The organism is Bifidobacterium sp. LH_730, assembly GCF_056355835.1.
In genome coordinates this window covers 364,405-388,772 of record NZ_JBKETB010000002.1, presented here as the reverse complement: position 1 = coordinate 388,772, position 24,368 = coordinate 364,405, and the positions used below count along the sequence as shown (strand labels likewise).

Here is a 24,368-nt window from a genome sequence, read left to right as displayed (position 1 = left end):
CAGTCTATGGTCAGTGCGGACGGCGCGCGCGGTGCCGCGGTGTGACCTTCGTCTCAGTCACAGGGCGCGGGCCGGTCGCTCAGCCAACCTTGATCTCGCGCATGCGCTCAAACGCGTCGGTGTCGGTCTCATATCGCTTCGAGAAGATGACCAGCAGCGCCACGGCCGCCACGGCCAGCGGCAGACCGGCCAGACCGATGGAATGATAGTTCATGCCGGTGGCCGTCAGCGCCATGCCGCCGACCATCGAACCGACCGCATTGCCGCCGTTGAACGCGACCTGCACGCTTGCGCCGCCGATGAGCTCGCCGCCGCCTTTGCCGGCCTCGGTCATCAGCAGCTGCTGCGGGGCGGAGATGAAGAACAGGCCGAAGGCGATGAGGAAGGTGAGCGCGGCCGTGGTGGCCAAGTTGCCCGGCACCAGGAAGACCAGCAGCAATCCGGCGCCGCCGATGGCCTGGCCGATCGCCGCGGTGCCGGCGTGACGCCAGCGGTCGGTGATCCTGCCGCCGACGATGCCGCCGATGACCATGCCGAAGCCGGCGAGCATCATCAGCATCGGCACAAGCTCAGAACCCCACCCGCCGATGCGCTGCAGCCACGGGGAGACGTAGCTCCACCAGCAGAAGATGCCGGAATTGCCAAGGAACACGGCGCCCAGAATCAGCCACGGGCCCGGCTTGGACAGGAAACGGAACTGGCCGGCCAATCCCACGTCCTTCACCGCGTCGACGCGCGGCACCCACACCAGCGTGAGCACGGCGGTCAGCGCGGCCCATCCGGCGAGCAGCGCGAAGGCCATGCGCCAGCTCAGGTGCTCGGCGAGCAGCGTGCCGGCGGGCACGCCCAGCATATTGGCGACCGTCTGGCCGGTGACCATCATCGACACGGCGCGCGCCTCCTTGCCGGGTTCGGCGAGCGTCTTGGCAATCAGCGTGGCCGTGCCGAAGAACGCGCCGTGCGGCAGTCCGGAGATGAAACGCGCGACGACGAGGAACATGGCGTTGGGCGCCACGACGCTCATCGCGTTGCCCGCCAGCGCCAGCAGCATGAAGAAAATGACCAGATTGCGCGGGGAGACTTTGCGGCCGAATACCAGAATCAGCGTGCCGACGCACACGCCGATGGCATAGGCCGAGATGAAATGCCCGGCGGTGGGGATGGACACGCTCATCGCCGCGGCGGCCTGCGGCAGAATGCCCATCATCACGAATTCGGCGGCGCCGAGGATGAACGCGCCGGATGCCAGCGCAAGCAGACTCTTCTTCATGGGTGCCTCCTAGGGATCGCGGGATTCGCGCGCGGACCTGCCACACGGCTGCATGGAAACATGAAGAAAGGGAACCGCCGATTCCTCGGCGATTCCCTTTCGGTTGTCGGGCTGGCGGGATTTGAACCCGCGGCCTCTTCGTCCCGAACGAAGCGCGCTACCAAGCTGCGCTACAGCCCGTCAGACAACGTCGTAGATAATACAACGTACCCGCCGACAAATGCAAATCCGTGGTGTCGCGACGGTGTGGCGGCTTGCGCCGCATGCGTTGGCGTACGTTTCTGAGCACTTGCGCGATACGGCTGCGCATTTTCGTATGCTGGCTCCGTCCATGAGTACGTTTCTGCGCACTCATACGGTTTCCCTGCGTGGAAACGTACGCTGAAGCTATCCATCCGTACGATTGTGCGCAGTCCTATCGTCGGACTGCTTGGAAACGTACGCCGGCATGGATAAGGGCGGCCGTTCTGACGGTCATTATGGAGCCGTACACTGGTGAGTTATGTCTGAAGCTGTCGAAAATATGGAAAACACTGAAAATACCGAGGCCGCCGACGCTCCGGCCGTCCCCCAGATGACGACCGTGGAACGCGCCGAGATGCTGCTGAGGCAGGACGCCGCGATCCGCTCCCGCATCGACGCCGGCGCCAGCCTCGACGAGGCCGTGGATCCGTCGAACAAGGAATTCGGCCCGCTGGCCCACCCGGAGCAGGTGCAGATGCGCGTCGCCAAGCGCGCGATGATGCTCAAGGATGGCATGGCGCCGTATCCGGTGCATCTCGATGTGACCGACACCATCGAAGCGGTGCGCGCCAAGTATGACGGCACGCTTGAGGCCGGTCAGGAAACCGAGGATATGGTTGGTATCGCCGGGCGTGTGCTGTTCATCCGCAACGCCGGCGGACTCAACTTCGTGCAGCTCTCCGCGGGCGACGGCACCAAGATCCAGGCCATGATCTCCAAGAAGGAGGTCGGCGCCGACTCCCTGAAGCAGTTCAAGCAGCTCGTCGATCTGGGCGACCATCTCTATGTGCGCGGGCGCGTCATCTCCTCGAAGACCGGCGAGCTGTCGGTGTTCGCCACCGAGTGGGCCATCGCTTCCAAGGCGCTGCAGCCGCTGCCGGCCCTGCACAAGGAGCTCAACGAGGACACCCGCACCCGCAAGCCGTATATCGGCATGATCGCGGACGAGAAGATCCGCTCCATGGTGCGCAACCGTTCGAAGGCTGTCGCTTCGCTGCGCCGCACCTTCGACAACCACGACTTCCTCGAGGTCGAGACGCCGATGCTGCAGACCCTGCACGGCGGCGCCGCGGCCCGCCCGTTCACCACGCATATGAATGCCTTCGACCTCGACCTCTACCTGCGCATCGCGCCGGAGCTGTTCCTGAAGCGTTGCCTCGTGGGCGGCATCGACCGCGTGTTCGAGATCAACCGCGACTTCCGCAACGAGGGCGTCGATGCCACGCACGCCCCCGAGTTCACGATGGTCGAGGCCTACCAGGCCTACGGCACCTATGACACGATCGGCGCGCTCGTCAAGGAGCTGGTGCAGCAGACCGCCAAGGATGTGTTCGGCTCCTATGTCGTGACGCTGAACGACGGCACCGAATACGACTTCGGCGGCGAATGGAAGTCGATGAGCATGTATGACTCCCTCTCCGAGGCCCTTGGCGAACAGATCGTGCCCAACGGCGGCCCGGACGCCCCCGGCACCTCCGTCGAGCATCTTGGCGCGATCGCCGACAAGCTCGGCGTCGAGCGCGACGACGTGGAGAACCACGGCAAGCTCGTCGAGCACCTGTGGGAGCACTTCTACGAGGACAAGCTCTACGAGCCGACCTTCGTGCGCGACTTCCCGGTCGAGACCTCCCCGCTGGTCAAGGGACACCGCTCCAAGCCCGGCGTCGTGGAGAAGTGGGATCTCTACGTGCGTGGCTTCGAGCTGGCCACCGGCTACTCCGAGCTCAACGATCCGATCGTGCAGCGTGAACGCTTCGTGGCCCAGGCCAAGGACGCGCTCGCCGGCGATGAAGAGGCCTGCGACATCGATGAGGACTTCCTCGAGGCCCTCGGCGTCGGCATGCCGCCGGCCGGCGGCATGGGCATGGGCATCGACCGCTTGCTCATCGCTCTGACCGGTGCAACGATCCGCGAGACGATTACCTTCCCGTTGGTGAAGCCGCTGAATTAAGGCGAAGCCTTAATTCAATATCGGCTTCACGCGAACCGGAATAGGCGAAAGCCCAGTGGGCTTTCGCCCCGGCGGAGCCATCCGTTGTCCCGCTGAATTAAGCGGCCGGCCGTAATTCCGAAGGAATTACATGAGCCGGCCGCGCGAGCCGGCCGAAGAGGGAGTGCAGTGCACTCCCGTGCCGGCGGAGCCATCCTTATAACAGAACGCAACCACCTCTCCGTCCTCCGCTCCGTACTCCTCACCCCTCGCCCGCCCGACTCCAGTCGGGCGTTTTTTTCAACGAAAATGAGATACTGGATATATGAACACAAGGATGTGGATTGCGGGGATGCGGCCGAAGACGCTGCCGGCGTCGATTGCGCCGGTGCTGGTTGGCGCGGCGCTGGCTTGGAACCAAGCCGCGGAGTTGCGGTGGCGATGCGCCGTGGGTCTCGGTGCGGATGAAGCGGCGCGGACTTGCGGGGATCCTCTGCAGGCCGCGGGCATTACCTCCGGTTGGTTTTGGTGGGCGTTCGTCGGCTGCTTGGTCGTGGCATTGGCGCTGCAGGTGGCGGTGAACTTCGCCAATGATTATTCCGATGGCGTGCGGGGGACGGATGCGGGGAGGGGGATGGGTGCGTCTTCCGGGGACGCTCTCTCCGAAGTCTCTCCCTCCGATGTCTCTCCCTCCGTCGGCCAGAGGCCGACACCTCCCTCGTCAGAGGGAGGAGATATGTCGGCGTCTCTCTTGTCAGGGGGAGGACACGGTGCCGCGCCGGCTAGGCTGGTGGCTTCGGGGGTGGCGCCGAAGCGCGTGCTTGCGGCGGCCGGTATCGCGGCGGGCGTGGCCTGCGTGGTTGGTTTGGTCGTGATTATTGCGGGCGGCCGGTGGGGGTTGCTGGCTGTTGGGGTCGCCAGCTTGATCGCCGGTTGGTTCTATACCGGTGGCAAACATCCTTATGGATACCGGGGCTGGGGCGAGGTATTCGTCTTCCTGTTCTTCGGTCCCATCGCCGTGGCCGGCACCCAGTACGCCATCCTGGGCGAGCTCGGTCTGTCGGCGCGGCTGACTCCCGCTGCCGTCGCGGCTGGGCTGAACGCTGCCGTGCTGCTGCTCGTCAACAATATCCGCGATATCCCCTCCGACCGTGAGTCCGGCAAACGCACCTATGCCTCGCGCGTGGGGTTGGGGAAGGCCACGGTCACGCTGTATGCGCTGCTTGCGCTGTCGGTGATTGTCAGTATCCACGCGTTTGGAAGTCTCCCGATGCGCTGGGGCGGTGTGGCGGTGCCAAGCGTCGTGGTCGCCGTGCCGTTGGCGTTCGCGACGGTGCCCGCGTGGTTCGTGCATCGTATGGATTATCGGCGCGCGCTGTCCGCCGCAGGTCTGTTCACCTTGGTTTCGGCGCTGGCGTGGTGCGCTGCGCTGATCGGTCACAGCATGTGGATGGCCGCGTGGTGACGCTGCGGGCGGATATGCGGTGCCGAGCGTGAAAAATACCGTGGGCCGGGTAGAGTACGGAGTATGTCTTACAAACTAGTACTGCTCCGCCATGGGCAGAGCGCATGGAACAAAACCAATCAGTTCACCGGCTGGGTCGACGTCCCGCTGACCGAGCAGGGTGTCGAGGAGGCCAAGAACGGCGGCCGCCTGCTCAAGGAGAAGAACGTCCTGCCGGACATCGTCTTCACCTCGATGCTGCGTCGCGCCATCAACACCGCCAACGTCGCCCTCGATGAGGCCGACCGTCTGTGGATTCCGGTCGTGCGCAATTGGCGCCTCAACGAGCGTCACTACGGCGCCCTCCAGGGCAAGAACAAGACCGAGATCCGTCAGGAATACGGCGACGAGAAGTTCATGCTGTGGCGTCGTTCCTACGCGACCCCGCCGCCGGAGATCGATCCGAACGATCAGTATGCGCAGAACAACGATCCGCGCTACGCCGGCGATCCGGTGCCCGAGGCCGAGTGCCTGGCCGATGTGGTCAAGCGCGTCGAGCCCTTCTTCAAGTCCGACATCGAGCCCGAGCTCAAGGCCGGCAAGACCGTGCTGATCGCCGCCCACGGCAACAGCCTGCGCGCCATCGTGAAGATGCTTGACAACCTCTCCGAGGAGGAGATCGCCAAGGTCAACATCCCGACCGCCATGCCGCTGCTCTACGAGCTGGACGAGAACTTCAAGCCGATCAAGCCTCGCGGCGAGTACCTCGACCCGGAGGCTGCCGCCGCCGGCGCCGCCGCCGTGGCTGCCCAGGGCCAGAAGTGACCTTCTAAATATGAAAGACCCGGCCTCTTCGGCCGGGTTTTTCATATTCACAAGGTCATCCTGAGCGAGCGCAGCGAGTCGAAGGATCTCAGTCCCGCGACGACCTCGTTTTAGCCGCATCGTCCGCCGAACGAACGGCGACGATGGCGCCGGCCTCCTGAGACTCCATGACGCGCAGCGCGGCGTCCGGCGGCATGGCGAGCGGCACGACCCTTGTATCAGGTGAATCCGTGTCAAGCAAACCGCCGTTGCTCTTGGCCGGTTGGTCCATCACTATCGCTCGCTCCGCGAGCACGCAGGCTGCGATGGTCCCATCGTTTGCCGGAACATCGGATGTTTCCGCGCTCTCGTCGGTCGGAATGCTGTCCGCGCTGTCGGTTGTGCCGGCATCTTCGCCGGGCATGGGTTGTGCGTTGGCATCGCTTGCGTTTCCGGTGTTCGGCGAATCTTCCGTATTGCCTGCTGCGCCGGCATTCATATCACTCTCGGTGAGCCCAATTCCGGCATCACCACCGATCCTCGCATCTGCCGAACAACCCGCCGCGGAAGCCAGCGACACCACATCGCCCATCACCACGCGTGTGGCGTCGCTGGACAGGCGCACCTCGACCACCGTGTATCCCTCCGGCACCACAGGCATCGCATCGGCGAACGCGGCGAACAACGGCTGGCCGGCCTCGATATCGACCTGCGCCACACGCCCCACGGCCGCTGTGGTATCGCGCAATGCCGAGCGCAGCACCGACGAGGTCGCGACCGTGCGCAATGACACCATATCCGCCGTGATGCGTTCGCCTCGCTTGATCGCGGAATCTGCGACGACCACCGCGACAGTGTCCGTTGCGGAGATCACGCAATCCAAGCCCGCATACACCGCCAATCCCGCGCAACAGGCCGCCGCCAGTCGCCGTGCCAGCGCCATTCTCCGCCGCCATCTGAGCGATCCCCGTTGCGTCTTATGCGTGCCAGTCAATCCCATATCCGTCTCCTTCGCCGGGTGGGTGTTCCGCCCATGGCTATGTCCACTGTGGAGCGGTGCGTGGGTGTTTGTCCAGTGCAACCGAGCATTGTGGTCGGAGGCTGGCGTCGCGCTGTGGAAAAGTCTGCAACCCGTTGAAATCATTGGGTAAACCGCCTGTCGGAGCGATTGTGGATAACCGAGGAACCGAGGTGCCAGAGGCGTATCGCAACATGACGTCCATGTGGCGTCGCGACGCGGGCGTTCGGTGCACAACGCATGGTGTCCCTTCTTCCACGGTGATGTTTTCTCCACCGTGCTGCAAACCCCACGGTGCGGTAAACATCGTTTTGGCTTTATTCCGCCATTTTGCGCATTGCAGCACCGTGGAGAAAACCGCACGGTGGAGTTAAGGGCACCGTGGTGAGGGTGGGTGAGGGAAGGAGAGAGTTGGCGGAGGAGGGGAGGAGAGAGGTGGTGAGGAGGATGATAATTGGGGAGGCGATCGGCACGTTGGGAACGCCGGAACCATTGGAACATCAGGCGTGACGATAGCGTTGGCGGCGGCGTCATTGGCGGCATAAGTAACACCGTCGGTATCAGGAACACCGTTGGTTGGGGCTGGTTACCCATGCGCGAAACATGGAAGCAAAACGCCGTGCGCGGAGCGGCGGGAGGATAATGAAGAGGAAACGTTGACTCGACGCACAAGTGACGCGTGCGCGGCATGAGTTTGTCGCGCGCCGTGCGCCGAGACAGTCGGACGCCATACACACGAGCACAAAGGAGCGGATATGGTGCTGCATCGCAATCTGGGACCGTATGACACGACGGCGATCGGCCACGGCGAAATGCCGTTGACCATCGAGAACAACCTCGGCCATGACAAGGGCATCGAGACCTTGCACGCCTCGCTTGACGCGGGATGCCGTCATATCGACACCGCATGGGCGTATTACACGCCGGGCGAGGAGGAGCAGACCGGCGAGAAGCTGACGCGCGAGGCGCTGGAAAGCTGGAAGGGGCCGCGCGAAGAGGTTACCGTCGCCACGAAGGTCGGTCTGCGCCGCGAATGGGGGCCGAACGGCGAGCCGCTGTGGCCGCGCGACGGCAAGCCCGAGCATCTGATCGAATACGGCAAGCAGTCGGCGATGGCGCTCGGCGTGGACGCCATCGACCTGCTGTATCTGCACCGCCATGACCCGGAGGTGCCCTACGACCAGTCCATCGAGGCGATCAAGCAGCTCGTCGACGAGGGCGTGGCGAAATACGCCGGTGTGTCCAACGCCACGATCGAGCAGTTGGAGATCGCGCGTTCGATCCTCGGCGACCGCCTCATCGCCGTGCAGAACCAGTATTCGCCGATTCATCTCGAGACCGCCGACACGCTCGAATACTGCCGTCAGCATGGGCTGGCCTTCGTGTGCTGGAGCCCGCTCGGCGGATATCGCCATCCCTACGATGAAACGAAGTTCGACCCGTTCCGCGAGGTGGCGGCCGCGCATGGCGTCAGCTGGCAGCAGGTCGTGCTCGCCTGGGAGCTCGCCAAGGGCGACCACATGTTCGTGATCCCCGGCGCGCATCGGCCGGAAACGATTCTCGATTCGCTCAAGGCCGGCGATCTGGAGCTCAGCGCTGAGGAGCTTGCCAAGCTCGGCTGACCTTTCGACCGGGGCTGTAAAGAGGCCTGAACGCGAGGCCGGGCGGCGATGGTTCGGCCTCGCCGGGCAAACTGTTGGTTGTTTGGAGCTTCCGTTGGTAATTTGATGTGGCACCCGGTGAAATACAGCGAAGCGGAATGGCTGAATAGAGCCATTCCGCTTCGGAGCCGCGGTTCAGGTGATGACGACGATTACCAACAGAAGCACCAAACAACCAACAGTTTTGCGGCACTCCGGGCGTGTCGTCCGTTATGTGATGAGCGGGCGCGTCTTGCGCGTCGATTCCTTATGCGTCGGCGCACTGAGACCGCGAAAAGAGTGTCGGCGGCGACGGCTCGGAGATCTTAGAAATCCCAGTCGTCGTCATCGGTTTCGACGGCCTTGCCCATGACATAGGACGAACCGGAGCCGGAGAAGAAATCGTGGTTCTCGTCGGCGTTCGGTGACAGCGATGCCAGGATCGCCGGGTTCACATCGCAGATCTCCGCGGGGAACAGCGCCGGGTATCCGAGGTTCATCAGCGCCTTGTTGCCGTTGTATCGCAGGAATTTCTCGACGTCCTCGACCAGGCCGACGCCCGAATACAGGGATTCGGTGTATTCCACCTCGTTGTCGTAGAGCTCGTTGAGCAGGTCGTAGGTGTAGGCCTCCATCTCCTCGCGCACCGCGTCGCTCGCGGATTCAAGCCCCTTCTGATACTTGTAGCCGATGTAATACCCGTGCACGGCCTCGTCGCGGATGATGAGGCGGATCACATCGGCCGTGTTCGTTAGTTTCGCGTGCGACGAGAAATACATCGGCAGGTAGAAGCCGGAATAGAAGAGGAACGACTCGAGCAGCGTCGAGGCGACCTTGCGTTTCAAGGGATTGTCGCCTTCGTAATAGTCGAGGACGATCTGCGCCTTCCTCTGCAGGAATTCGTTCTCCTCGCTCCATGCGAACGCCGCGTCGATCTCCTTGGTCGAGCACAGGGTCGAGAAGATCGAGGAATACGATTTCGCGTGCACGGATTCCATGAACGCGATGTTGGTGTAGACGGCCTCCTCATGCGGCGTGAGCGCGTCGGGGATCAGCGAGACGGCGCCGACGGTGCCTTGGATCGTGTCGAGGAGCGTCAGGCCGGTGAACACGCGCATGGTGAGCGTGTGTTCCTCCTCGCTCATCTGCTGCCATACGGGGATGTCGTTGGAAACCGGGACTTTCTCCGGCAACCAGAAATTGCCGGTGAGGCGATCCCATACCTCGAGGTCCTTGTCATCCTCGAGACGGTTCCAGTTGATCGCGGAAACGCGGTCGATGAGCTTAAGCGGCTTGCGTGGGATGGAAATCGGTGCCATGGGAATCCTTTCGTTAAAAGAAGTCAAACGATTGCGGATATGTCGTCAGAGCATGCAGGAAACGCAGCCTTGGACTTCGGTGCCCTCAAGCGCCGTCTGCCGGATGCGGATGTAATAGAGCGTCTTGATGCCTTTGCGCCAGGCGTAGATCTGCGCTTTGTTGAGGTCTCGGGTGGTGGCGGTGTCGGGGAAGAAGAGCGTGAGCGACAGGCCTTGGTCGACGTGCTGGGTCGCCTCGGCGTAGGTGTCGACGATCTTCTGCCAGCCGATCTCGTAGGCGTCCTTGTAATACTCGAGGTTGTCGTTGGTCATGTAGGCGGCCGGATAGTAGACGCGGCCGATCTTGCCTTCCTTGCGGATCTCGATCTTCGAGGCGATCGGGTGGATCGAGGAGGTGGAGTGGTTGATATAGGAGATCGATCCGGTGGGCGGCACGGCCTGCAGGTTCTGGTTGTAGATGCCGTCGCGCAGGATATCGTCGCGCAGCGCCTCCCAATCGGCGACGGTGGGGATATGGATGCCGCGCGAGGCGAAGAGTTCGCGCACACGCGCGGTGCGGGGCTCCAAGGACCGCCGTCCGTCGGTGTATTTATCGAAATAATTCCCCTGCCCCGCCGGTTTGGCATAGGCGGAGCTGGCGAACGAACGGAAGGCGCGCCCGCGCTCGACGGCCAGCGCGTGCGAGGCGCGGTAGGCGTGATAGGCGACCGTCATGAAATACATATCGGTGAAGTCGAGGCCTTCCTCGGAACCGTAATGGATGTGCTCGCGGGCGAGGAAGCCGTGCAGGTTCATCTGACCGAGGCCGATCGCGTGGCCCTCCTCATTGCCGCGGCGGATCGACGGCACGCAGTCCATCGACGTGTGCTCGGCCACGGAGGTCAGCGCGCGGATCGCGGTCTCTACCGTGTCGGCGAGCCCGCCGTCCATGGCCTTGGCGATGTTGAGGGAGCCGAGGTTGCAGGAGATGTCGCGGCCGACATGCGCGAACGACAGGTCCTCGGCGAACGTGCTCGCCTCCTGCACCTGCAGGATCTCGGAGCACAGGTTCGACATGGTCACGCGCCCCTCGATCGGGTTGGCGCGGTTGACGGTGTCCTCGAACATGATGTAGGGGTAGCCCGACTCGAACTGCAGCTCGGCGATGGTCATGAAGAACTCGCGCGCGTCGATGTAGGTCTTCGTGATGCGGTCGTCGGCCACCATCTCGTCGTATTTCTCGGTCACGGAGATGTCGGCGAAGGGCTTGCCATAGACGCGCTCGACGTCGTAGGGCGAGAACAGCGCCATCGGCGCCTTCTTCTTGGCCAGTTCGAAGGTGATGTCGGGGATGACGACGCCGAGGGCCAGCGATTTGATGCGGATCTTCTCGTCGGCGTTCTCGCGCTTGGTGTCGAGGAAGCGCAGGATGTCGGGGTGGTGCGCGTTGAGGTAGACGGCGCCGGCGCCCTGGCGTGCGCCGAGCTGGTTGGCGTAGGAGAAGGAGTCCTCGAGCAGCTTCATCACGGGGATGACGCCGGAGCTTTGGTTCTCGATGTGCTTGATCGGCGCGCCGAGCTCGCGCAGGTTGGTCAGCAGCAGCGCCACGCCGCCGCCGCGCTTGGAGAGCTGCAGGGCCGCGTTGATGCCGCGCGAGATCGATTCCATATTGTCCTCGATGCGCAGCAGGAAGCAGGAGACGGCCTCGCCGCGCTGCGCCTTGCCGAGATTCAGGAAGGTCGGTGTGGCGGGCTGGAAGCGGCCGGAGATGATCTCGTCGGCCACGCGGATCGCCATCGTTTCGTCGCCGGCGGCGAGTTCGAGCGCCACGGCGGCCGCGCGCTGCGGGAAGTCCTCGAGATATCGCTTGCCGTCGAAGGTCTTCAGCGCGTAGGAGGAGTAGAACTTGAACGCGCCGAGGAAGGTGTCGAATTCGAAGCCGAGGGAGGCGACGTGCGCGTAGAACGAGTCGAGGAATTCGGGGGAGTACTGCGCGAAGACCTCGCCGTTGTAATAGTGGTTCTTGATGAGGTAGTCGAGCCGCATGGCGACGGTGGGGAACGCGATGGTGTTCGTCGCGACGTGTCCGGTCACGTATTCGCGCTCGGCGGCCTTGTCCTTGTCGAACTGGATTTTGCCGTCGGCGTCGTAGAGGTTGAGCATCGCGTTGAGCGCGTGGTAGTCGTGCGCCGGGTCGTAGGGGCCGGTCGCGGTGTCTGCCGTGCGGTCCATGTTCAGGGCGGTGGAGTCGGTGATGGCCATAGGCTTCTCGATTCTGGGGTCGGGTGGAAGTGCCGTCGCGTCGGATGCCGCGATGGCAAGCGGTTATTTGGGTTGGGAACGGGCTGATCCGGCTATTCGGCGTGGTTGTGGAAGAAATCGACGATGCCCTTGCGCACCTTCGTCACGTCCTCCGGCGTTCCCATGAGCTCGAAGTAATAGAGGAACGGCACCGCGCATTTCTTCGAGATGATGTCGCCGGCCGCGCAGAAGGCCTCGCCGAAGTTCGTGTTGCCGGAGGCGATGACGCCGCGTATCCAGCGTCGGTTCCCCGGGTCGTTGAGGAATTTCTTGACCTGCACCGGCACCGCTTTCTTCGCGTTGCCGCCGCCGTAGGTCGGAACCATGATCACATACGGTTCGCGCACGTCGAGCGGCGGATCGGCGGGGCGCAGGGGGATGCGGTAGACGTCGATTCCCTCCTCCTCGAGTCGGCAGTTGGCGACGAAGCGCGCCGTGTTTTCGGAGGCGGAGGAGAAGTAGACGACCGCGCCGATTGCGCGCCCGTCGGTGGCGGGGCGTTCGGGAACGCTGGGCTTGGCGGGCTGGTCCGGGGCGCTGGGCGCCTCGGCCGCGGAGGTCATGGGGTTCTCGGTTTTGCTCACGCGGACACCGTCGTGTTGGTGTCGGCGCGGGCGGCGGCAAGGGCCTTGATTTTGTCCGGGCGGTAGCCGGTCCAGGAATCGGAGTCGGTGATGACGACCGGTGCCTGGCGGAAACCGGCGGCCTGCAGCGTCTCGAGGGCGCCGGGAGTGCTGGCGATGTCGACCACGTCATAGGCGATGCCCTGCTTGTCGAGCTGGCGCTTGGTGGCGTTGCATTGCGGGCAGGACGGTTTGGTGTAGACGGTGACGGACATGGCCCCTCCGGGTTCGAGCGATGGGTGGTGACGCGCTTTAGACTACACGGCTGCGATTTGAGGGCAAGGCACTGTTTGTAGGGGTGTGTTGCGGTTGTGGGCACTATATCTAGTGGTTTGTGGATATGTGCGGATGATGGCCATCACGCTAGTGCGCAGCTGGAATGCCTGGGGTTCGCCGACTTGCCGCGCATCCCATATCTAGGGTCGGTGTGTGCGTGGCACAGGCGGCGAATGTGGCCATCATCACGCCGCCGCTGTGCGCGAGATCACATACTTCGCGTCCGGCCAAGCCCGCAGCGGCATAGAACGCACGGATGCGGCCCGCAGCGACGCAGCATGCGGCGGGCGGCCCCACCGATAGACTTACGTTCCATGACACAGAACGGAGCCCGGATGCGCGCTCGGCGCAAGCCGGAGGTGCTGGCCCCCGCCGGCAATCTCAGGGGATTGAAAACCGCCGTCGACTATGGCGCGGACGCCGTCTACTGCGGCGGCAAGGCCTTCGGCATGCGCTCGGCGCCGAAGAACCTCTCGCTCGAGGACTTCGAGGAGGGCGCGCGATACGCCCATGCCCGCGGCGCGCGCGTCTACGTGACCTGCAATGTGCTGCCGCGCAACGACGAGGTCGAGGCGCTGCGCTCTTATCTCGGCGATCTCAAGGACACCGGCGTCGACGCGCTGATCGTCACCGACATCGGCGTGCTTATGATGGCCCGCCGAATCGCCCCCGAACTCGAACTGCACGTCTCCACGCAGGCGGGCGTCACCAACTACGGCGCCGCCCAGGCACTCTACGAACTCGGCGCGCGCCGCGTCGTGCTCGCCCGCGAAATGGATATCGAGGCCGTGCGCGATATCCGCGCGCGCATTCCCGAGGGCATGGACATCGAATGCTTCGTGCATGGCGCGATGTGCATGGCCTTCTCCGGGCGCTGCCTGTTCTCCAACTATCTGACCGGCCGCGACGGCAACCACGGCGAATGCGCGCAGCCGTGCCGTTGGAAGTATTCGATCGTCGAGGAGAAGCGCCCCGGCCAGTACTTCCCGATCGAACAGACCTCGGAGGGCGCCTACCTGTTCAATTCGCAGGATATGTGCATGCTGCCGCATATCGACGACCTCATCGACTCGGGCGCGACGAGCCTCAAGATCGAGGGACGCTCCAAGTCGGCGTATTACATCGCCGCGATGACCAATGCCTACAAAACCGCGGTCAACGCGTATATGGTGCAGCGCGGCTTCGAGGATGAGTCGGGAGCGGTGCTCAAGCCCTTCCATGACCGCGTGGCGCGGCCGGACGACCCGGATTGGGAGGCGCTATGCGCGGCGCCGGACGAAGCGATGACTTGCGCCGACGGCGCCTTCGCCGGTGTGCCGGGCGAGCCGGGGGCGGATATGGCCGAGATTGATGGCCAGACGCCTGCGCGGCCCGCGCAAGCCGCAACCGATGACCGCGCGGATATGGCCGGCGCCACCCGTCGCAAGGCCAACCGTTCGTCGGCCGCGCCGTTCGCGATGGCTGCGACACCGGGACGCGCCGACGACGACTGGGGCACCACGGGGCGCCCGGCGGAAGGCTGGCGGCATGCGCCCGTCCGCCCCGCCCCGCATGTCGAGCTGCCCGAATGGCTGCTCGAGGAACCGGACAAGGTGGCGCACCGCGACTATTCGACCGGCTTCTACTATCCGTCGCACAAGGTCACGCAGAACACCGACCGCTCCGCCTATTTCCGCGCGTGGCTCGTCGTCGGCGAGGTGCTGTCGTGGAGTCCGGAGGACGGCGGGCGGGTCACGCTGATGAGCCGCAACAAAATCGAGCCGGGGCAGATGGTCGAATTCCTGCTGCCGGGCGAGCCGCCGCTCGTCTACGAGGTGCCGGCCGACGGATTGCGCGACGCGGATGGAGAGCCGGTCCCCGCGATCAACAATCCGGCGCACGTGTTCTCGATGCCCTGCCCGCACGAGGTGCCGGTCAACGCCGCGATCCGTTCCCGCACCAAGCGCCCGACGCTCAAGGCCGAGTAACGGTATTCCTCCGGTACGTTTCTGAGCAGTCCGACGGATGGTATGCGCACAAACGTACGCTCACGCGGCCTAGGAGTACGTTTCTGCGCAGCCTGACGAACGGTATGCGCAGAACCGTACTCCTGCGTGGGCTCAACGTACGATTCTGCGCATAGATATCGTCGGACTGCGCAGAAACGTACTCGATGCGGTTCGGCGCGGGGTGGCTGGATGCGTCCGGGGCGGCTACGATGGCTGGTATGACGCAATACGATGACGCGATTCTCGACAGCAACAGCGTAAGCCCCACGGACAAGGAGGGCAGGCCCATCCCGGTGACGATTCCGGTGGCGCTTGCGCCGGGCGTCAAGGTCGTCTACACGACGCGCCTCGGCGGCGTGAGCGCCGGCGGATATGCCAATTGCAACATGGGCGGCAAATCAGGCGACAGCCCGTCGGCCGTGCTCGCCAACCGCGAGGCGCTGTCCCGGGCCATCGGCGCGCCGCTGTCCCTGATCTGCCAGGTCCATTCCGGCACCGCGGTGGACATCGACCCGATCTTCGAGACCAACGCACCCTTCGGCTTCGACGCCTCGGGCACGCAGGGCGCCGCGATGCACCCCACCGTCATCGAGGCCGACGCGCAGGTGACCGGCCGCACTGGCATCGCCCTCGGCATGTTCGCCGCCGACTGCCTGCCCGTGCTCATGGCCGATCCGATCACCGGCGTCATCGGCGCGGCTCACTGCGGGCGCCTCGGTCTGCAGCGCGGCGTCATCGGCGCGACCGTCGAGCTCATGCGCTCCAAGGGCGCCGATCCAAGCCGCATCGTCGCCACCCTGGGGCCGGCGATATGCGGCGACTGCTACGAGACCGGAGACCAGATCGCCGACGAGTTCGACGCGCAGTTCCCCGGCACCTTCCGACTGACCCGCTTCGGCGGGCCCGGCGTCGATCTCAGCGCGGCCGCGCTCGCCGAACTCGCCGCCGCGGGCATCCCCGCCGACAACGTCATCCCCTCGCGTGCCCGCGTGGCCGCCGCGACCCAATACCTTTCCGAGGACGCCGAACTGACCGAGCTGTGCGAATCGGACGGCGAGGGCGGTTCGCTGCCCGAACGCCTCGCAGAACTGCGCCGCGGCATGTGCACGCTCGAGAACCCGCTGTGGTATTCGCATCGCCGCGCCTCGCTCGCCGGACAAGGCAACGAGGGCCGGATGCTTGCGCTGATCGTGCGCGCCTGAGGCGGATTCCGTGCAGAACGCCCCGCACGCGGCCGCCGCAAACGGGGTGCGGGCCTAGAGTGGAAGTCACTATGAGCGAAAGAAATCACAACGCGCCGGTCGTCGCGGTCGTGCTGGCCGCCGGCTTCGGCACACGATTCGACCCCGATAACCCCAAGCAGCTCGTCTCCGTGGGCGGCAAGCCGATCATCTGCTGGTCGATCGAGGCGTTCGAAGCCAATCCGCGCGTCACCGACGCGATCGTCGTCGTCAACCCCTCCGTGCGTCCGAGCGTCGAGCGACTGATCGACGAGGCCGGATATCCCAAGGTGCGCATGATCGTCAACGGCGGCGCCGAGCGCGTCGACAGCACCGGGGCCGCGCTGGATGCGCTCGCCGGCGCGGGGATTCCGGGCGACGCCAAGGTGCTGATCCATGACGCCGTGCGTCCCTTCGTCTCCCAGTCCTCCATCGACGGCTGCATCGACGCGCTCGACGAATTGAACGCCGCGACCGTCGCCTATGCGAGCACCGACACAATACTGCTCACCGAATTCCGCGAAGGACGCAAAGTCGTGCGCTCCGTGCCCGAGCGGCCCCACACCTTCCGCGCGCAGACGCCGCAGGCATTCCGTTTCGACACGATCCGCCGGGCCTACGAGCTCGCCTCTGCCGATCCGCAGTTCCATCCGACCGACGACACGCGCGTCGTCGTCGACTATCTGCCCGACGAGCCGGTGGCCATCGTCGACGGCGCCGAGACGAACCTCAAGATCACCACGCGCGCCGACCTGCCCGTGGCAGAGGGCATCGCGCATGCGCTGCTCGACGGCGGCAGTGCGGACGGGGCCGACATCGCCGATGGGGAGGCCCTCGACCCGCTGGCCCGTTCCGCCGCGCACGCCGACAAGGAGGCCGTGCGCGCCCGCATGCACGCGGTCCTGGGACAGGCGTTCGCAGACCTGCGTCACTGAGCGCGTCGGCCCATCGACGCCCGCGCGTCCGGGCGGCTACACTGGGTGAATATGCAGCAGCTCAACGTCGTGATCTCCGGCTTCGACCACTACGACGGCATCGAGGTCAATCCCTCGGCCGAGGTGGCGCATGCGCTCGCCGAACAGGGGCTGGGGCCCTCCCGGGGCGCGAACGATCCATTGGGCGGTCTGAACGTGTCGATTAACGCGGTGAGCCTTCCCGTCAGTTTCGCCAACGCCTGGCCCACGTTGCTCGAGACCATCGAGGCGACCAAGCCGGACGTCGTCGTGGCCACCGGCCTCAAACGCGCGGCGCGCGGCATGATGCTGGAACGCTGCGCCACGAACCTCATGGACACGGCGCGCCCCGACGCCGACAACGCCACCCCGAGGCGCGAGCCGATCGACCCAGACGGTCCGGCCGCGTATTGGACCCGCCTGCCGCTGCGCGCCATCCTCAAGGACTTCGCGCGCGACGGCATCCCGGCCACGCTGAGCTCGGACGCCGGCACCTTCGTGTGCAACTCGCTGTTCTACAACCTGCTCAACTGGACCTCGCGACAGGAACGCGTGCTCTCCGGCTTCGTGAGCTTCCCGCTGGTCAACGAGGAGCCGCATCCGCAGCACGGCCTGCCGCTGGCGCAGCAGATCGCGGCCTGCCGCAACGTGGTGCGCGAGACGCTGCGCTACCACATGCGCCCGTCCAGCGGCAGCATCCTGCTCGATTGAGGATTGTTTTCGTTTTCGTCCCGTCTTTCTTTGGCATGGGTTGTGTGGATTGGCCGCAGACGCCGCCGCGGGCCCGCGCGCTGAGTTAGAGTGCGAATGGTCGCGCCGGCATGGCGGCGCGTGGCGGATGCGCGATGACACGCGGAAAGGAACGGATAGATGGCGGATCGTTTCCCGGTGGTGCTCAGGGGATATGACAAGGCGAAGGTCGACCAGGCCCTCGAGTCGGCGCAGGAAGGCGTCCGGCAGGCGCAGCTCACGGTCGAGCGCATGCGCGAACAGGTCAAGGCCGGCGACGATCGCATCCTCCAGTTGCAGGCCCAGCTGCAGGAGGCCAAAAGCCAGGCCGGCGGCAATTCCTTCGCATCGCTGGGCGCGAACGCCCAACAGATGCTCGCCTCCGCCGAACAGACCAGCACCGAGTTGCTGGAACGCGCCAAGCAGGATGCCGAGGCGACGCGCGCGACGGCCCAATCCCAGGCGTCCACGCTGATCAACAACGCCAAGCTCGACGCGCAGCACATCCTCGACGAGGCGAACGCCAAGGCGGGCGAGGCCTTGGAACAGGCGCGCGGCGAGGCGGCCGGCATTTCGGCCAATGCCAACGAGGAAGCGGAGAAACTCAGGAACGAGACCACGAAGGCGGCCACCGAGCAGCGTCAGACGCTTTCGCTGGAACTGACCAATCTGCGCGAGGAACACGACAAGCAGCTCGCCGCGGAACGTGCCGCCCAGGAACGTGAAATCGCGGATATGCGCGCCGAAGCCACGCAGCAGGTCGCCGATCAGCGCAAAGCCGCCAACGAGGAGGTGGCGAGACTCAAGTCCGAGGCCAACGATCAGATCGAGTCGGCGCTCGCCGAGGCGAACAAGAAGCTCGCCGATGTGCGCGAGCAGGTGTCGAAGATGACCACCGACGCGCAGCGCCAGGCCGGTGAGATCGTCGACGCCGCCCGCGCGAAGGCCCAGGAGATCACGGACGAGGCCGAGGTGAGCCGAACCTCCACGATGAGCCAGGTGAGCGCCGAAGTCGAGCAGATCCGCGCCGACGTGGCGGCCCAGCAGGACGAGGCCACCGCGAAGGTCAACGAGATGCTGGCCGGTCTCGAGCAGCGGCGCGCGGACGCCCAGCAGGAGGTCGACGAACTCATCGCCCAGGCCAGGGATGTGCGCGAGGCGGCCGAATCGTATGCGGCCGACAGACGCCGCGAAGCCGACGAACAGGCCGCCGACATCGTGCGCAAGGCCAACGAGGACGTGGACCGTCAGGTCGAGGAGCGGCGCGCCGCGGCCCAGGAGGAGATCGACGGGCTCAACGAGCACATCGCCCGGCTGCAGCAGCGGGAGGCCGCCATCACCCAGCGGGTGGGCGAGCTGCGGGCCATGTTCTCCCAGGCGTTCGGCGGGTTCCTTGGCGCCGACGCGCCCAATGACAGTCTGCCGGTGCTCAACGCCGTCGCGCCGGACGCCGAGGACGATCCGGCGGCGTCGTCGAACGAACCGGACGACGTCCCGGGCGCCGGTGCCGAAGGCCAAACCGACGGCGACGCGGCCGAGACGGTCGAATTCTCGGCCGACGATGCCTCGGCTGAGGCTAACGGCAATGATGGCGCGGACGCCGGGGCCGATGCGGAGAACCACGCCGGACAGTCGGACGGTGAATCGGACGACGGCCAGGCCGAGGGCTGAGATACGGCCGATACCGATATATAAGGACCTCGTTCCGCAAGATCCGGACACGGACCCGCCTGACCGCTCCGCCGCCATCCGGCGGAACGGCGGGCGGGCCCCGTCATATCGGCAAGCCGTTTCTGTCAGGCGGGGCACTAGACTCGTATCGGTATCCGAAGTGCCCCAGCGGCACATCACCGAACGCATCCAACGAGAGGAGCACCATGACCGAACTGAAGCCGCTCACCGGCGACGCGCTCGCCGCGCTCAACGACGAATTCAAGGCCGACGGGACGAACCGTCTGGCGATGAACGCGGTGACCGCCGCCGGCATCGACAAGGTGGCGCGCAACTATGACCGCGCCCGCCTCATGCAGCGCCGCTTCTCCACGATCGTCGACAACGGCACCGCCACCCACCAGGACCGCTCCGGCCGCTGCTGGCTGTTCAGCTCGCTCAACGTCGCGCGCTTCGTCGCCAAGAAGAACATGAACCTGAAGGAGTTCGAGTTCTCCCAGAACTACGCGATGTATTTCGACAAGCTCGAGCGCGTCAACTACTTCCTGCAGGATGTGGCCGCCCTCGTGCTCGCCGGCGAGCCCTCCGACTCCCGCCTGATCCAGCATCTGCTCGCCGACGTGATGGGCGACGGCGGCCAGTGGACGATGGCGATGAACGTCTACAAGAAGTATGGCGCCGTGCCGAAGGACCTGTTCCCGGAGACCGAGTCGTCGAAGAACACCGGCGAGATGAACGTGCAGCTGCGCCGCCTGCTGCACACCGCCATCGCGCATATGTATGCCGCGAACGGTGACGCCGCCGCGATCGAAAACATCATCGCCGAGACGCGCGCCGCCGGCCACCGCATCCTCACGATCCACCTTGGCGAGCCGCCGGTCTCCTTCGACTGGGAGTGGACCGACGCGGACGGCGAATTCCACCGCGACGGCGAGATCACGCCGGTCGAGTTCTGGAAGAAGTACGTCGGCTCGGCCGACCTCGAAAGCTATGTGTGCCTGGTGGACGATCCGCGCCAGGAGCACGCCAAGGGCAAGAAGATCGGCATCGAGCATCTGGGCAATGTCGCGGGCGGCGACCCGACCGAATACCTCAACGTCGACGTGCAGCTCATGAAGGACCTCGTGCGCCGCATCCTCGTCGAGCAGGGCATCCCGGTGTGGTTCGGCGCCGACTGCCATCCGATGATGGACCGCGAGAACGGCGCGTGGGCGACCGACCTGTTCGAGTATGGCAAGGTCTACGACGTGGATTTCGACCTCGACAAGGAGGCGCGTGTGCGCTTCGCCGATTCCGCGATGAACCATGCGATGGCCTTCGTGGGCGTCGACGTGGCCGAGGACGGCACCACCACCCGCCGTTGGCGCGTCGAGAACTCCTGGGGCGACAAGATCGCCGACAAGGGCTACTTCACCATGTCCGACGACTGGTTCACCGAATACGTCTACGAGGTCGCCGTCCCCAAGGCGCTCCTCCCCGAGGACATGCAGGCCGCCCTCACCGAGCCCGCCACCATGCTTCCGGCGTGGGATCCGATGGGAGCCTTGGCATAAGGGCACGCTCCGCGTGCCTGCCAAGGCTAGAAGTCGGATAAAGAAAACAGTCCTGTGGACTGTTTTCCCGACTTCCCGCCGACAGGCGGCTGCCAAGTAGCGCGCTCCATTCCATAACCCGGTACCCAAGTTGGGAAAACGAACCCCACCAGCTATGGTGGGGTTTTCGTATATCCGCCGTCGATGAGAAAGGAGAGCGGCATGTCGGCATTGCGTGGACCGGATAGTTCCGAGGATGAGCGGCGATTGGGGGACCAGGCCGTCTTTCCCGAAACCGTCGACGTCAATATCCGTCAGTTGGACCCGATTCCCGCGCCCCGCGCGTTCCTCAAGGAACTGCCGCTGACCGACGAGGCCAGCGATCTGGTGCTGCGCTCGCGCCAGGAGATCCGCGATGTGCTGCACGGGCGCGACGACCGTCTGCTGGTGATCGTCGGCCCCTGCTCGATCCATGATCCCAAGGCGGCGCACGAATACGCGGAGAAGCTCGCCGCCGTGCAGCGCGAGCTCAAGGACCGCCTGCTCATCGTCATGCGAGTGTATTTCGAGAAGCCGCGCACCACGATCGGCTGGAAGGGCCTGATCAATGATCCCGATTTGAACGGTCAGTTCGACATCCGCAAGGGCATGTTCCTGGCGCGCAAGGTGCTGACCGATGTGCTGGCGATGGGATTGCCGACCGCGACCGAATGGCTCGATCCGATCACCCCGCAGTATATCTGCGACCTGATCTCCTGGGGCGCGATCGGCGCGCGCAACACCGAATCGCAGGTGCACCGCGAGCTGGCCTCCGGCCTGTCGATGCCGGTCGGCTTCAAGAACGCGACCGATGGTTCGATCAAACCGGCCGCCGATTCGTGCTATGCCGCCGCCTTCGAGCATCATTTCCTGTCCATCAATCTTGACGGCCGTGTGATTTCGGCCGAGACCAAGGGCAATCCCGACTGCCATCTGGTGCTGCGTGGCTCCAGCCATGGGCCGAATTATGACGCGCAGTCCGTGGCCGAGGCATTGGCCGCGCTCAAGGCGTCGAAGGCCTCCGGGCCGAGCGAGCATGGGCTCGTCATCGACGCGGCGCATGGCAACTGCGGCAAGGACGAGGTGCGCGAGGCCGAGGTCGTCGAGGAGATCGCCGAACGCGTCGCGGCCGGCGAACAGGGCATCCTCGGCGTGATGATGGAGAGCTTCCTGGTCTCGGGGCATCAGAAGCCCGCGCCGCTGGACCAGCTGGTCTATGGCCAGTCCGTCACCGACTCGTGCGTGCCATGGGACCGCACGGCCGAATTGCTGCACACGCTGGCCGACGCGGTCGAGGCCCGTCGCGCGCGCTGATCGCGGATAGGCGAGCTGTCCTTTTGTCGGGGCAGGCGGCATTCCGCCATTTCGCTTAAGCGGTGACAGCTCCTTGACCATGGTGTGCAAATGCATGTTACGTTCCGAGGCGGCTTATCGGGTGACGGCTGTTTCCTCCGATGGGGGCGGCTCGTTTCCCGGACAGGGGTACTCTTGGGTAAGACCGTCTGAGGAGAGGACCCGAGAACCATGACCGCGAACGTCGACCCGCTGAACACGCCCGCCGAACTGCTGGCCATCAAACAGGCCATGGACGAGGGCAAGAATCCGCTGGTGGCAACCGATGTGCCCCGCTGGGAGGATCAGGTCGGCGTCAACCGCATCATCAACCGTCGTGTCATCGAACTTGAGCCGTTGCCCACGCCTGCCCAGGTCCTCACCGACATGCCGCTTGACGAGGCCGCGCAGGAGATCGTCGCCTACTCGCGTGACGAGATCCGCGCATGCCTGACCGGCATGGACGATCGTCTGCTGGTCATCGTCGGCCCCTGCTCGGTGCATGATCCCAAGGCGGCGCTCGACTATGCCCGTCGCTTGGCGCGCCTCAAGGACGAGCTCGGCGAACAGCTGCTGATCGTCATGCGCGTCTATTTCGAGAAGCCCCGCACCACGATCGGCTGGAAGGGTCTGATCAACGATCCGGACATCGATGGCTCGCACAACATCAAGAAGGGGCTGCTGCTCGCTCGCCGAGTGCTGCTCGACGTGCTTGGCACCGGGCTTGCGGCCGCCACCGAATTCCTCGAACCGACCAGCCCGCAGTTCATCGCCGACGCGGTGAGCTGGGGGGCGATCGGCGCACGCAACACCGAATCGCAGATCCACCGCCAGCTGGCCAGTGGTCTGTCGATGCCGGTCGGCTTCAAGAACGCCACCGACGGCTCGGTCAAGGCCGCGCTCAACGGCTGCTATTCCGCCGCCCAGCGCCATGCCTTCTTCGGCATCGACCACATGGGGCGCGCGTGCTCGGTGCAGACGCTCGGCAACCCCGACTGCCATGTGGTGCTGCGTGGTTCCAGCCATGGGCCGAACTATGACGCCGCCTCCGTGGCCAAGGCCATGGAGGACATCCGCGCCGAGATGCCCGCCGATTCGGCCGCCGCGCACGGTCTGATCATCGACTGCTCGCATGGCAATTCCGGCAAGGACGAACATCGCCAGGCGGCCGTCGTGCGCGAGATCGCCTCGCGCCTGGCCGACGGCGAGCAGGGCATCAGCGGCATCATGATGGAAAGCTTCATCGAAGGAGGCAATCAATCCGCCGCTCCTCTCGACAGCCTTGTCTATGGCCGCTCGATCACCGACCGCTGCATTTCATGGCCCGACACCGAGGCGTTGCTGCGCGAGCTCGCCGAGGCCGTGGACACGCGCCGGCGTCGTTTCCGCTGAATGAATGGGGCGATTCCTCTCAGAGGCCTCCGGTCTCATATGCTGAGCAAAAGCGTCTGCCCCGCGAAGCCTCAGGCACAATGGAGGGACGGCACAGCGGTGTGCGGCATCGCCAAGGCCAAAAGCCACCTGCGTCCGCACGCCTGCTTTGTCTTTTCTTTCAAGGGTTTTGCATGTGGATTCCAGAAATCCCACTTCCATGCAGGCCAGATCCAGCGACTTGCATTGTCTTTCTTTCGCGATGGCTGCATTCAACCCGTCACTCCCTGTGTTGCCGCTACCTCATGGCCAGAATTGTGGGTTAAGTAAAAAATTGTGTACTTGACTTAAGAATTGTGTACCTCTTTCCTGAATTGACCAGTAAAAACAGCGACATTCTGGTGCCCGTGCGGCGGCATGGGTACACAATTCTTGGCTCGAGTACACAATTCATGCCGATTGCTCTGGCTGGGATGGTCGGGAACGTTGTGGGAACATGCCCAGTGGGTCTCGCGGCGAACAGTTGGCGGATTGGACGGACAGTTGGCGGACCTCAAGGCGGTTCGGCGATACAATGGCTTGCCATACCAACGAAATCGGATGGCGGAACACGAACAGGGCCGCCAACTGTTCGCCCAATCCGCCAACTGTTGACGGCAATGGACATGACGACAGCAGGCGGCGGC

At 64.8% G+C, this 24,368-nt stretch carries 18 protein-coding genes and 1 tRNA gene; 12 read left to right on the top strand and 7 right to left on the bottom strand.

The annotated features are described in order from the left end of the window. Window positions 1–79 precede the first annotated feature (79 nt). Together AC1AUD_RS04415 and AC1AUD_RS04410 are read right to left on the bottom strand one after the other, a co-directional pair. Complete coding sequence (locus AC1AUD_RS04415; RefSeq protein WP_476572443.1) at window positions 80–1,270, bottom strand: MFS transporter; 1,191 nt, start codon at window positions 1,268–1,270, stop codon at window positions 80–82. A gap of 106 nt (window positions 1,271–1,376) precedes the next feature. After that, a tRNA-Pro gene (locus AC1AUD_RS04410) sits at window positions 1,377–1,450 on the bottom strand. Window positions 1,451–1,772: 322 nt separating this feature from the next. Between AC1AUD_RS04410 and lysS the strand changes: the two genes are divergently transcribed. From lysS to AC1AUD_RS04395, 3 genes are all read left to right on the top strand, one after another. Continuing rightward, window positions 1,773–3,464: a lysine--tRNA ligase gene (gene lysS / locus AC1AUD_RS04405; RefSeq protein ID WP_476572441.1), complete on the top strand. Its 1,692-nt coding sequence runs from the start codon at window positions 1,773–1,775 to the stop codon at window positions 3,462–3,464. 715 nt (window positions 3,465–4,179) lie between these two features. Further along, entirely contained in the window at window positions 4,180–4,908 is a 729-nt protein-coding gene (gene menA, locus AC1AUD_RS04400; RefSeq protein WP_476572439.1) for a 1,4-dihydroxy-2-naphthoate octaprenyltransferase, read from the top strand. Between the two features lie 63 nt (window positions 4,909–4,971). Then, a complete protein-coding gene (locus tag AC1AUD_RS04395; RefSeq protein ID WP_476572437.1) occupies window positions 4,972–5,712 on the top strand; it encodes a phosphoglyceromutase in 741 nt (246 codons plus the stop codon). An 88-nt stretch (window positions 5,713–5,800) separates the two neighbouring features. Here the strand turns inward: AC1AUD_RS04395 and AC1AUD_RS04390 are convergent, their stop codons facing one another. Beyond that, window positions 5,801–6,634 carry an SAF domain-containing protein gene (locus AC1AUD_RS04390; protein WP_476572578.1) on the bottom strand — a complete coding sequence of 278 codons (834 nt, stop codon included), beginning with the start codon at window positions 6,632–6,634 and terminating at the stop codon, window positions 5,801–5,803. Between the two features lie 830 nt (window positions 6,635–7,464). On the opposite strand from AC1AUD_RS04390, the gene AC1AUD_RS04385 reads away from it, so the two are divergent. Continuing rightward, complete coding sequence (locus AC1AUD_RS04385; RefSeq protein WP_476572435.1) at window positions 7,465–8,331, top strand: aldo/keto reductase; 867 nt, start codon at window positions 7,465–7,467, stop codon at window positions 8,329–8,331. A gap of 344 nt (window positions 8,332–8,675) precedes the next feature. Here the strand turns inward: AC1AUD_RS04385 and nrdF are convergent, their stop codons facing one another. The 4 genes from nrdF to nrdH all read right to left on the bottom strand — a co-directional run bounded on the left by nrdF (window position 8,676) and on the right by nrdH (window position 12,786). Next, window positions 8,676–9,668 (bottom strand): class 1b ribonucleoside-diphosphate reductase subunit beta, encoded by a 993-nt coding sequence (gene nrdF, locus AC1AUD_RS04380; protein WP_476572434.1) that lies wholly within the window; start codon window positions 9,666–9,668, stop codon window positions 8,676–8,678. A gap of 45 nt (window positions 9,669–9,713) precedes the next feature. Next, window positions 9,714–11,909: a class 1b ribonucleoside-diphosphate reductase subunit alpha gene (gene nrdE, locus AC1AUD_RS04375; RefSeq protein ID WP_476572432.1), complete on the bottom strand. Its 2,196-nt coding sequence runs from the start codon at window positions 11,907–11,909 to the stop codon at window positions 9,714–9,716. A 92-nt stretch (window positions 11,910–12,001) separates the two neighbouring features. Beyond that, window positions 12,002–12,511, bottom strand: a complete 510-nt coding sequence (nrdI, locus tag AC1AUD_RS04370; protein ID WP_476572577.1) for a class Ib ribonucleoside-diphosphate reductase assembly flavoprotein NrdI — start codon at window positions 12,509–12,511, stop codon at window positions 12,002–12,004. Window positions 12,512–12,528: 17 nt separating this feature from the next. Beyond that, window positions 12,529–12,786, bottom strand: coding sequence for a glutaredoxin-like protein NrdH (nrdH, locus tag AC1AUD_RS04365; RefSeq protein ID WP_476572430.1), 258 nt, complete (start codon window positions 12,784–12,786; stop codon window positions 12,529–12,531). A 375-nt stretch (window positions 12,787–13,161) separates the two neighbouring features. On the opposite strand from nrdH, the gene AC1AUD_RS04360 reads away from it, so the two are divergent. The 8 genes from AC1AUD_RS04360 (at window position 13,162) to AC1AUD_RS04325 (ending at window position 23,703) form a co-directional block, all read left to right on the top strand. Then, window positions 13,162–14,814 carry a U32 family peptidase C-terminal domain-containing protein gene (locus AC1AUD_RS04360; RefSeq protein ID WP_476572428.1) on the top strand — a complete coding sequence of 551 codons (1,653 nt, stop codon included), beginning with the start codon at window positions 13,162–13,164 and terminating at the stop codon, window positions 14,812–14,814. A gap of 239 nt (window positions 14,815–15,053) precedes the next feature. After that, entirely contained in the window at window positions 15,054–16,037 is a 984-nt protein-coding gene (locus tag AC1AUD_RS04355) for a purine nucleoside phosphorylase YfiH/LACC1 family protein (RefSeq protein ID WP_476572426.1), read from the top strand. A gap of 71 nt (window positions 16,038–16,108) precedes the next feature. Next, window positions 16,109–16,990: an IspD/TarI family cytidylyltransferase gene (locus AC1AUD_RS04350; protein WP_476572424.1), complete on the top strand. Its 882-nt coding sequence runs from the start codon at window positions 16,109–16,111 to the stop codon at window positions 16,988–16,990. 51 nt (window positions 16,991–17,041) lie between these two features. Then, window positions 17,042–17,719, top strand: a complete 678-nt coding sequence (locus tag AC1AUD_RS04345; RefSeq protein ID WP_476572422.1) for a pyroglutamyl-peptidase I — start codon at window positions 17,042–17,044, stop codon at window positions 17,717–17,719. Between the two features lie 159 nt (window positions 17,720–17,878). Beyond that, window positions 17,879–19,408, top strand: coding sequence for a coiled-coil domain-containing protein (locus tag AC1AUD_RS04340; protein WP_476572420.1), 1,530 nt, complete (start codon window positions 17,879–17,881; stop codon window positions 19,406–19,408). 206 nt (window positions 19,409–19,614) lie between these two features. Further along, the gene (locus AC1AUD_RS04335; protein ID WP_476572418.1) at window positions 19,615–20,961 is read left to right on the top strand and encodes a C1 family peptidase; all 1,347 of its coding nucleotides are present in this window, start codon (window positions 19,615–19,617) and stop codon (window positions 20,959–20,961) included. A 201-nt stretch (window positions 20,962–21,162) separates the two neighbouring features. After that, on the top strand, window positions 21,163–22,293 hold the full coding sequence (locus tag AC1AUD_RS04330; RefSeq protein ID WP_476572417.1) for a 3-deoxy-7-phosphoheptulonate synthase: 1,131 nt from the start codon (window positions 21,163–21,165) through the stop codon (window positions 22,291–22,293). Window positions 22,294–22,503: 210 nt separating this feature from the next. Further along, the gene (locus AC1AUD_RS04325) at window positions 22,504–23,703 is read left to right on the top strand and encodes a 3-deoxy-7-phosphoheptulonate synthase (RefSeq protein ID WP_476572415.1); all 1,200 of its coding nucleotides are present in this window, start codon (window positions 22,504–22,506) and stop codon (window positions 23,701–23,703) included. The last annotated feature ends 665 nt before the right edge of the window (window positions 23,704–24,368 follow it).

Excerpts from the sequence above, each read along its gene's own strand:
- nrdF (WP_476572434.1), bottom strand. The coding sequence starts at position 9,668 with ATGGCACCGATTTCCATCCCACGCAAGCCGCTTAAGCTCATCGACCGC.
- menA (WP_476572439.1), top strand. The coding sequence starts at position 4,180 with ATGTCGGCGTCTCTCTTGTCAGGGGGAGGACACGGTGCCGCGCCGGCT.
- nrdI (WP_476572577.1), bottom strand. The coding sequence starts at position 12,511 with ATGACCTCCGCGGCCGAGGCGCCCAGCGCCCCGGACCAGCCCGCCAAG.
- lysS (WP_476572441.1), top strand. The coding sequence starts at position 1,773 with ATGTCTGAAGCTGTCGAAAATATGGAAAACACTGAAAATACCGAGGCC.
- AC1AUD_RS04330 (WP_476572417.1), top strand. The coding sequence starts at position 21,163 with ATGTCGGCATTGCGTGGACCGGATAGTTCCGAGGATGAGCGGCGATTG.
- nrdH (WP_476572430.1), bottom strand. The coding sequence starts at position 12,786 with ATGTCCGTCACCGTCTACACCAAACCGTCCTGCCCGCAATGCAACGCC.
- nrdE (WP_476572432.1), bottom strand. The coding sequence starts at position 11,909 with ATGGCCATCACCGACTCCACCGCCCTGAACATGGACCGCACGGCAGAC.
- AC1AUD_RS04390 (WP_476572578.1), bottom strand. The coding sequence starts at position 6,634 with ATGGCGCTGGCACGGCGACTGGCGGCGGCCTGTTGCGCGGGATTGGCG.
- AC1AUD_RS04350 (WP_476572424.1), top strand. The coding sequence starts at position 16,109 with ATGAGCGAAAGAAATCACAACGCGCCGGTCGTCGCGGTCGTGCTGGCC.
- AC1AUD_RS04335 (WP_476572418.1), top strand. The coding sequence starts at position 19,615 with ATGACCGAACTGAAGCCGCTCACCGGCGACGCGCTCGCCGCGCTCAAC.
- AC1AUD_RS04385 (WP_476572435.1), top strand. The coding sequence starts at position 7,465 with ATGGTGCTGCATCGCAATCTGGGACCGTATGACACGACGGCGATCGGC.
- AC1AUD_RS04395 (WP_476572437.1), top strand. The coding sequence starts at position 4,972 with ATGTCTTACAAACTAGTACTGCTCCGCCATGGGCAGAGCGCATGGAAC.
- AC1AUD_RS04340 (WP_476572420.1), top strand. The coding sequence starts at position 17,879 with ATGGCGGATCGTTTCCCGGTGGTGCTCAGGGGATATGACAAGGCGAAG.
- AC1AUD_RS04345 (WP_476572422.1), top strand. The coding sequence starts at position 17,042 with ATGCAGCAGCTCAACGTCGTGATCTCCGGCTTCGACCACTACGACGGC.
- AC1AUD_RS04355 (WP_476572426.1), top strand. The coding sequence starts at position 15,054 with ATGACGCAATACGATGACGCGATTCTCGACAGCAACAGCGTAAGCCCC.
- AC1AUD_RS04360 (WP_476572428.1), top strand. The coding sequence starts at position 13,162 with ATGACACAGAACGGAGCCCGGATGCGCGCTCGGCGCAAGCCGGAGGTG.
- AC1AUD_RS04415 (WP_476572443.1), bottom strand. The coding sequence starts at position 1,270 with ATGAAGAAGAGTCTGCTTGCGCTGGCATCCGGCGCGTTCATCCTCGGC.
- AC1AUD_RS04325 (WP_476572415.1), top strand. The coding sequence starts at position 22,504 with ATGACCGCGAACGTCGACCCGCTGAACACGCCCGCCGAACTGCTGGCC.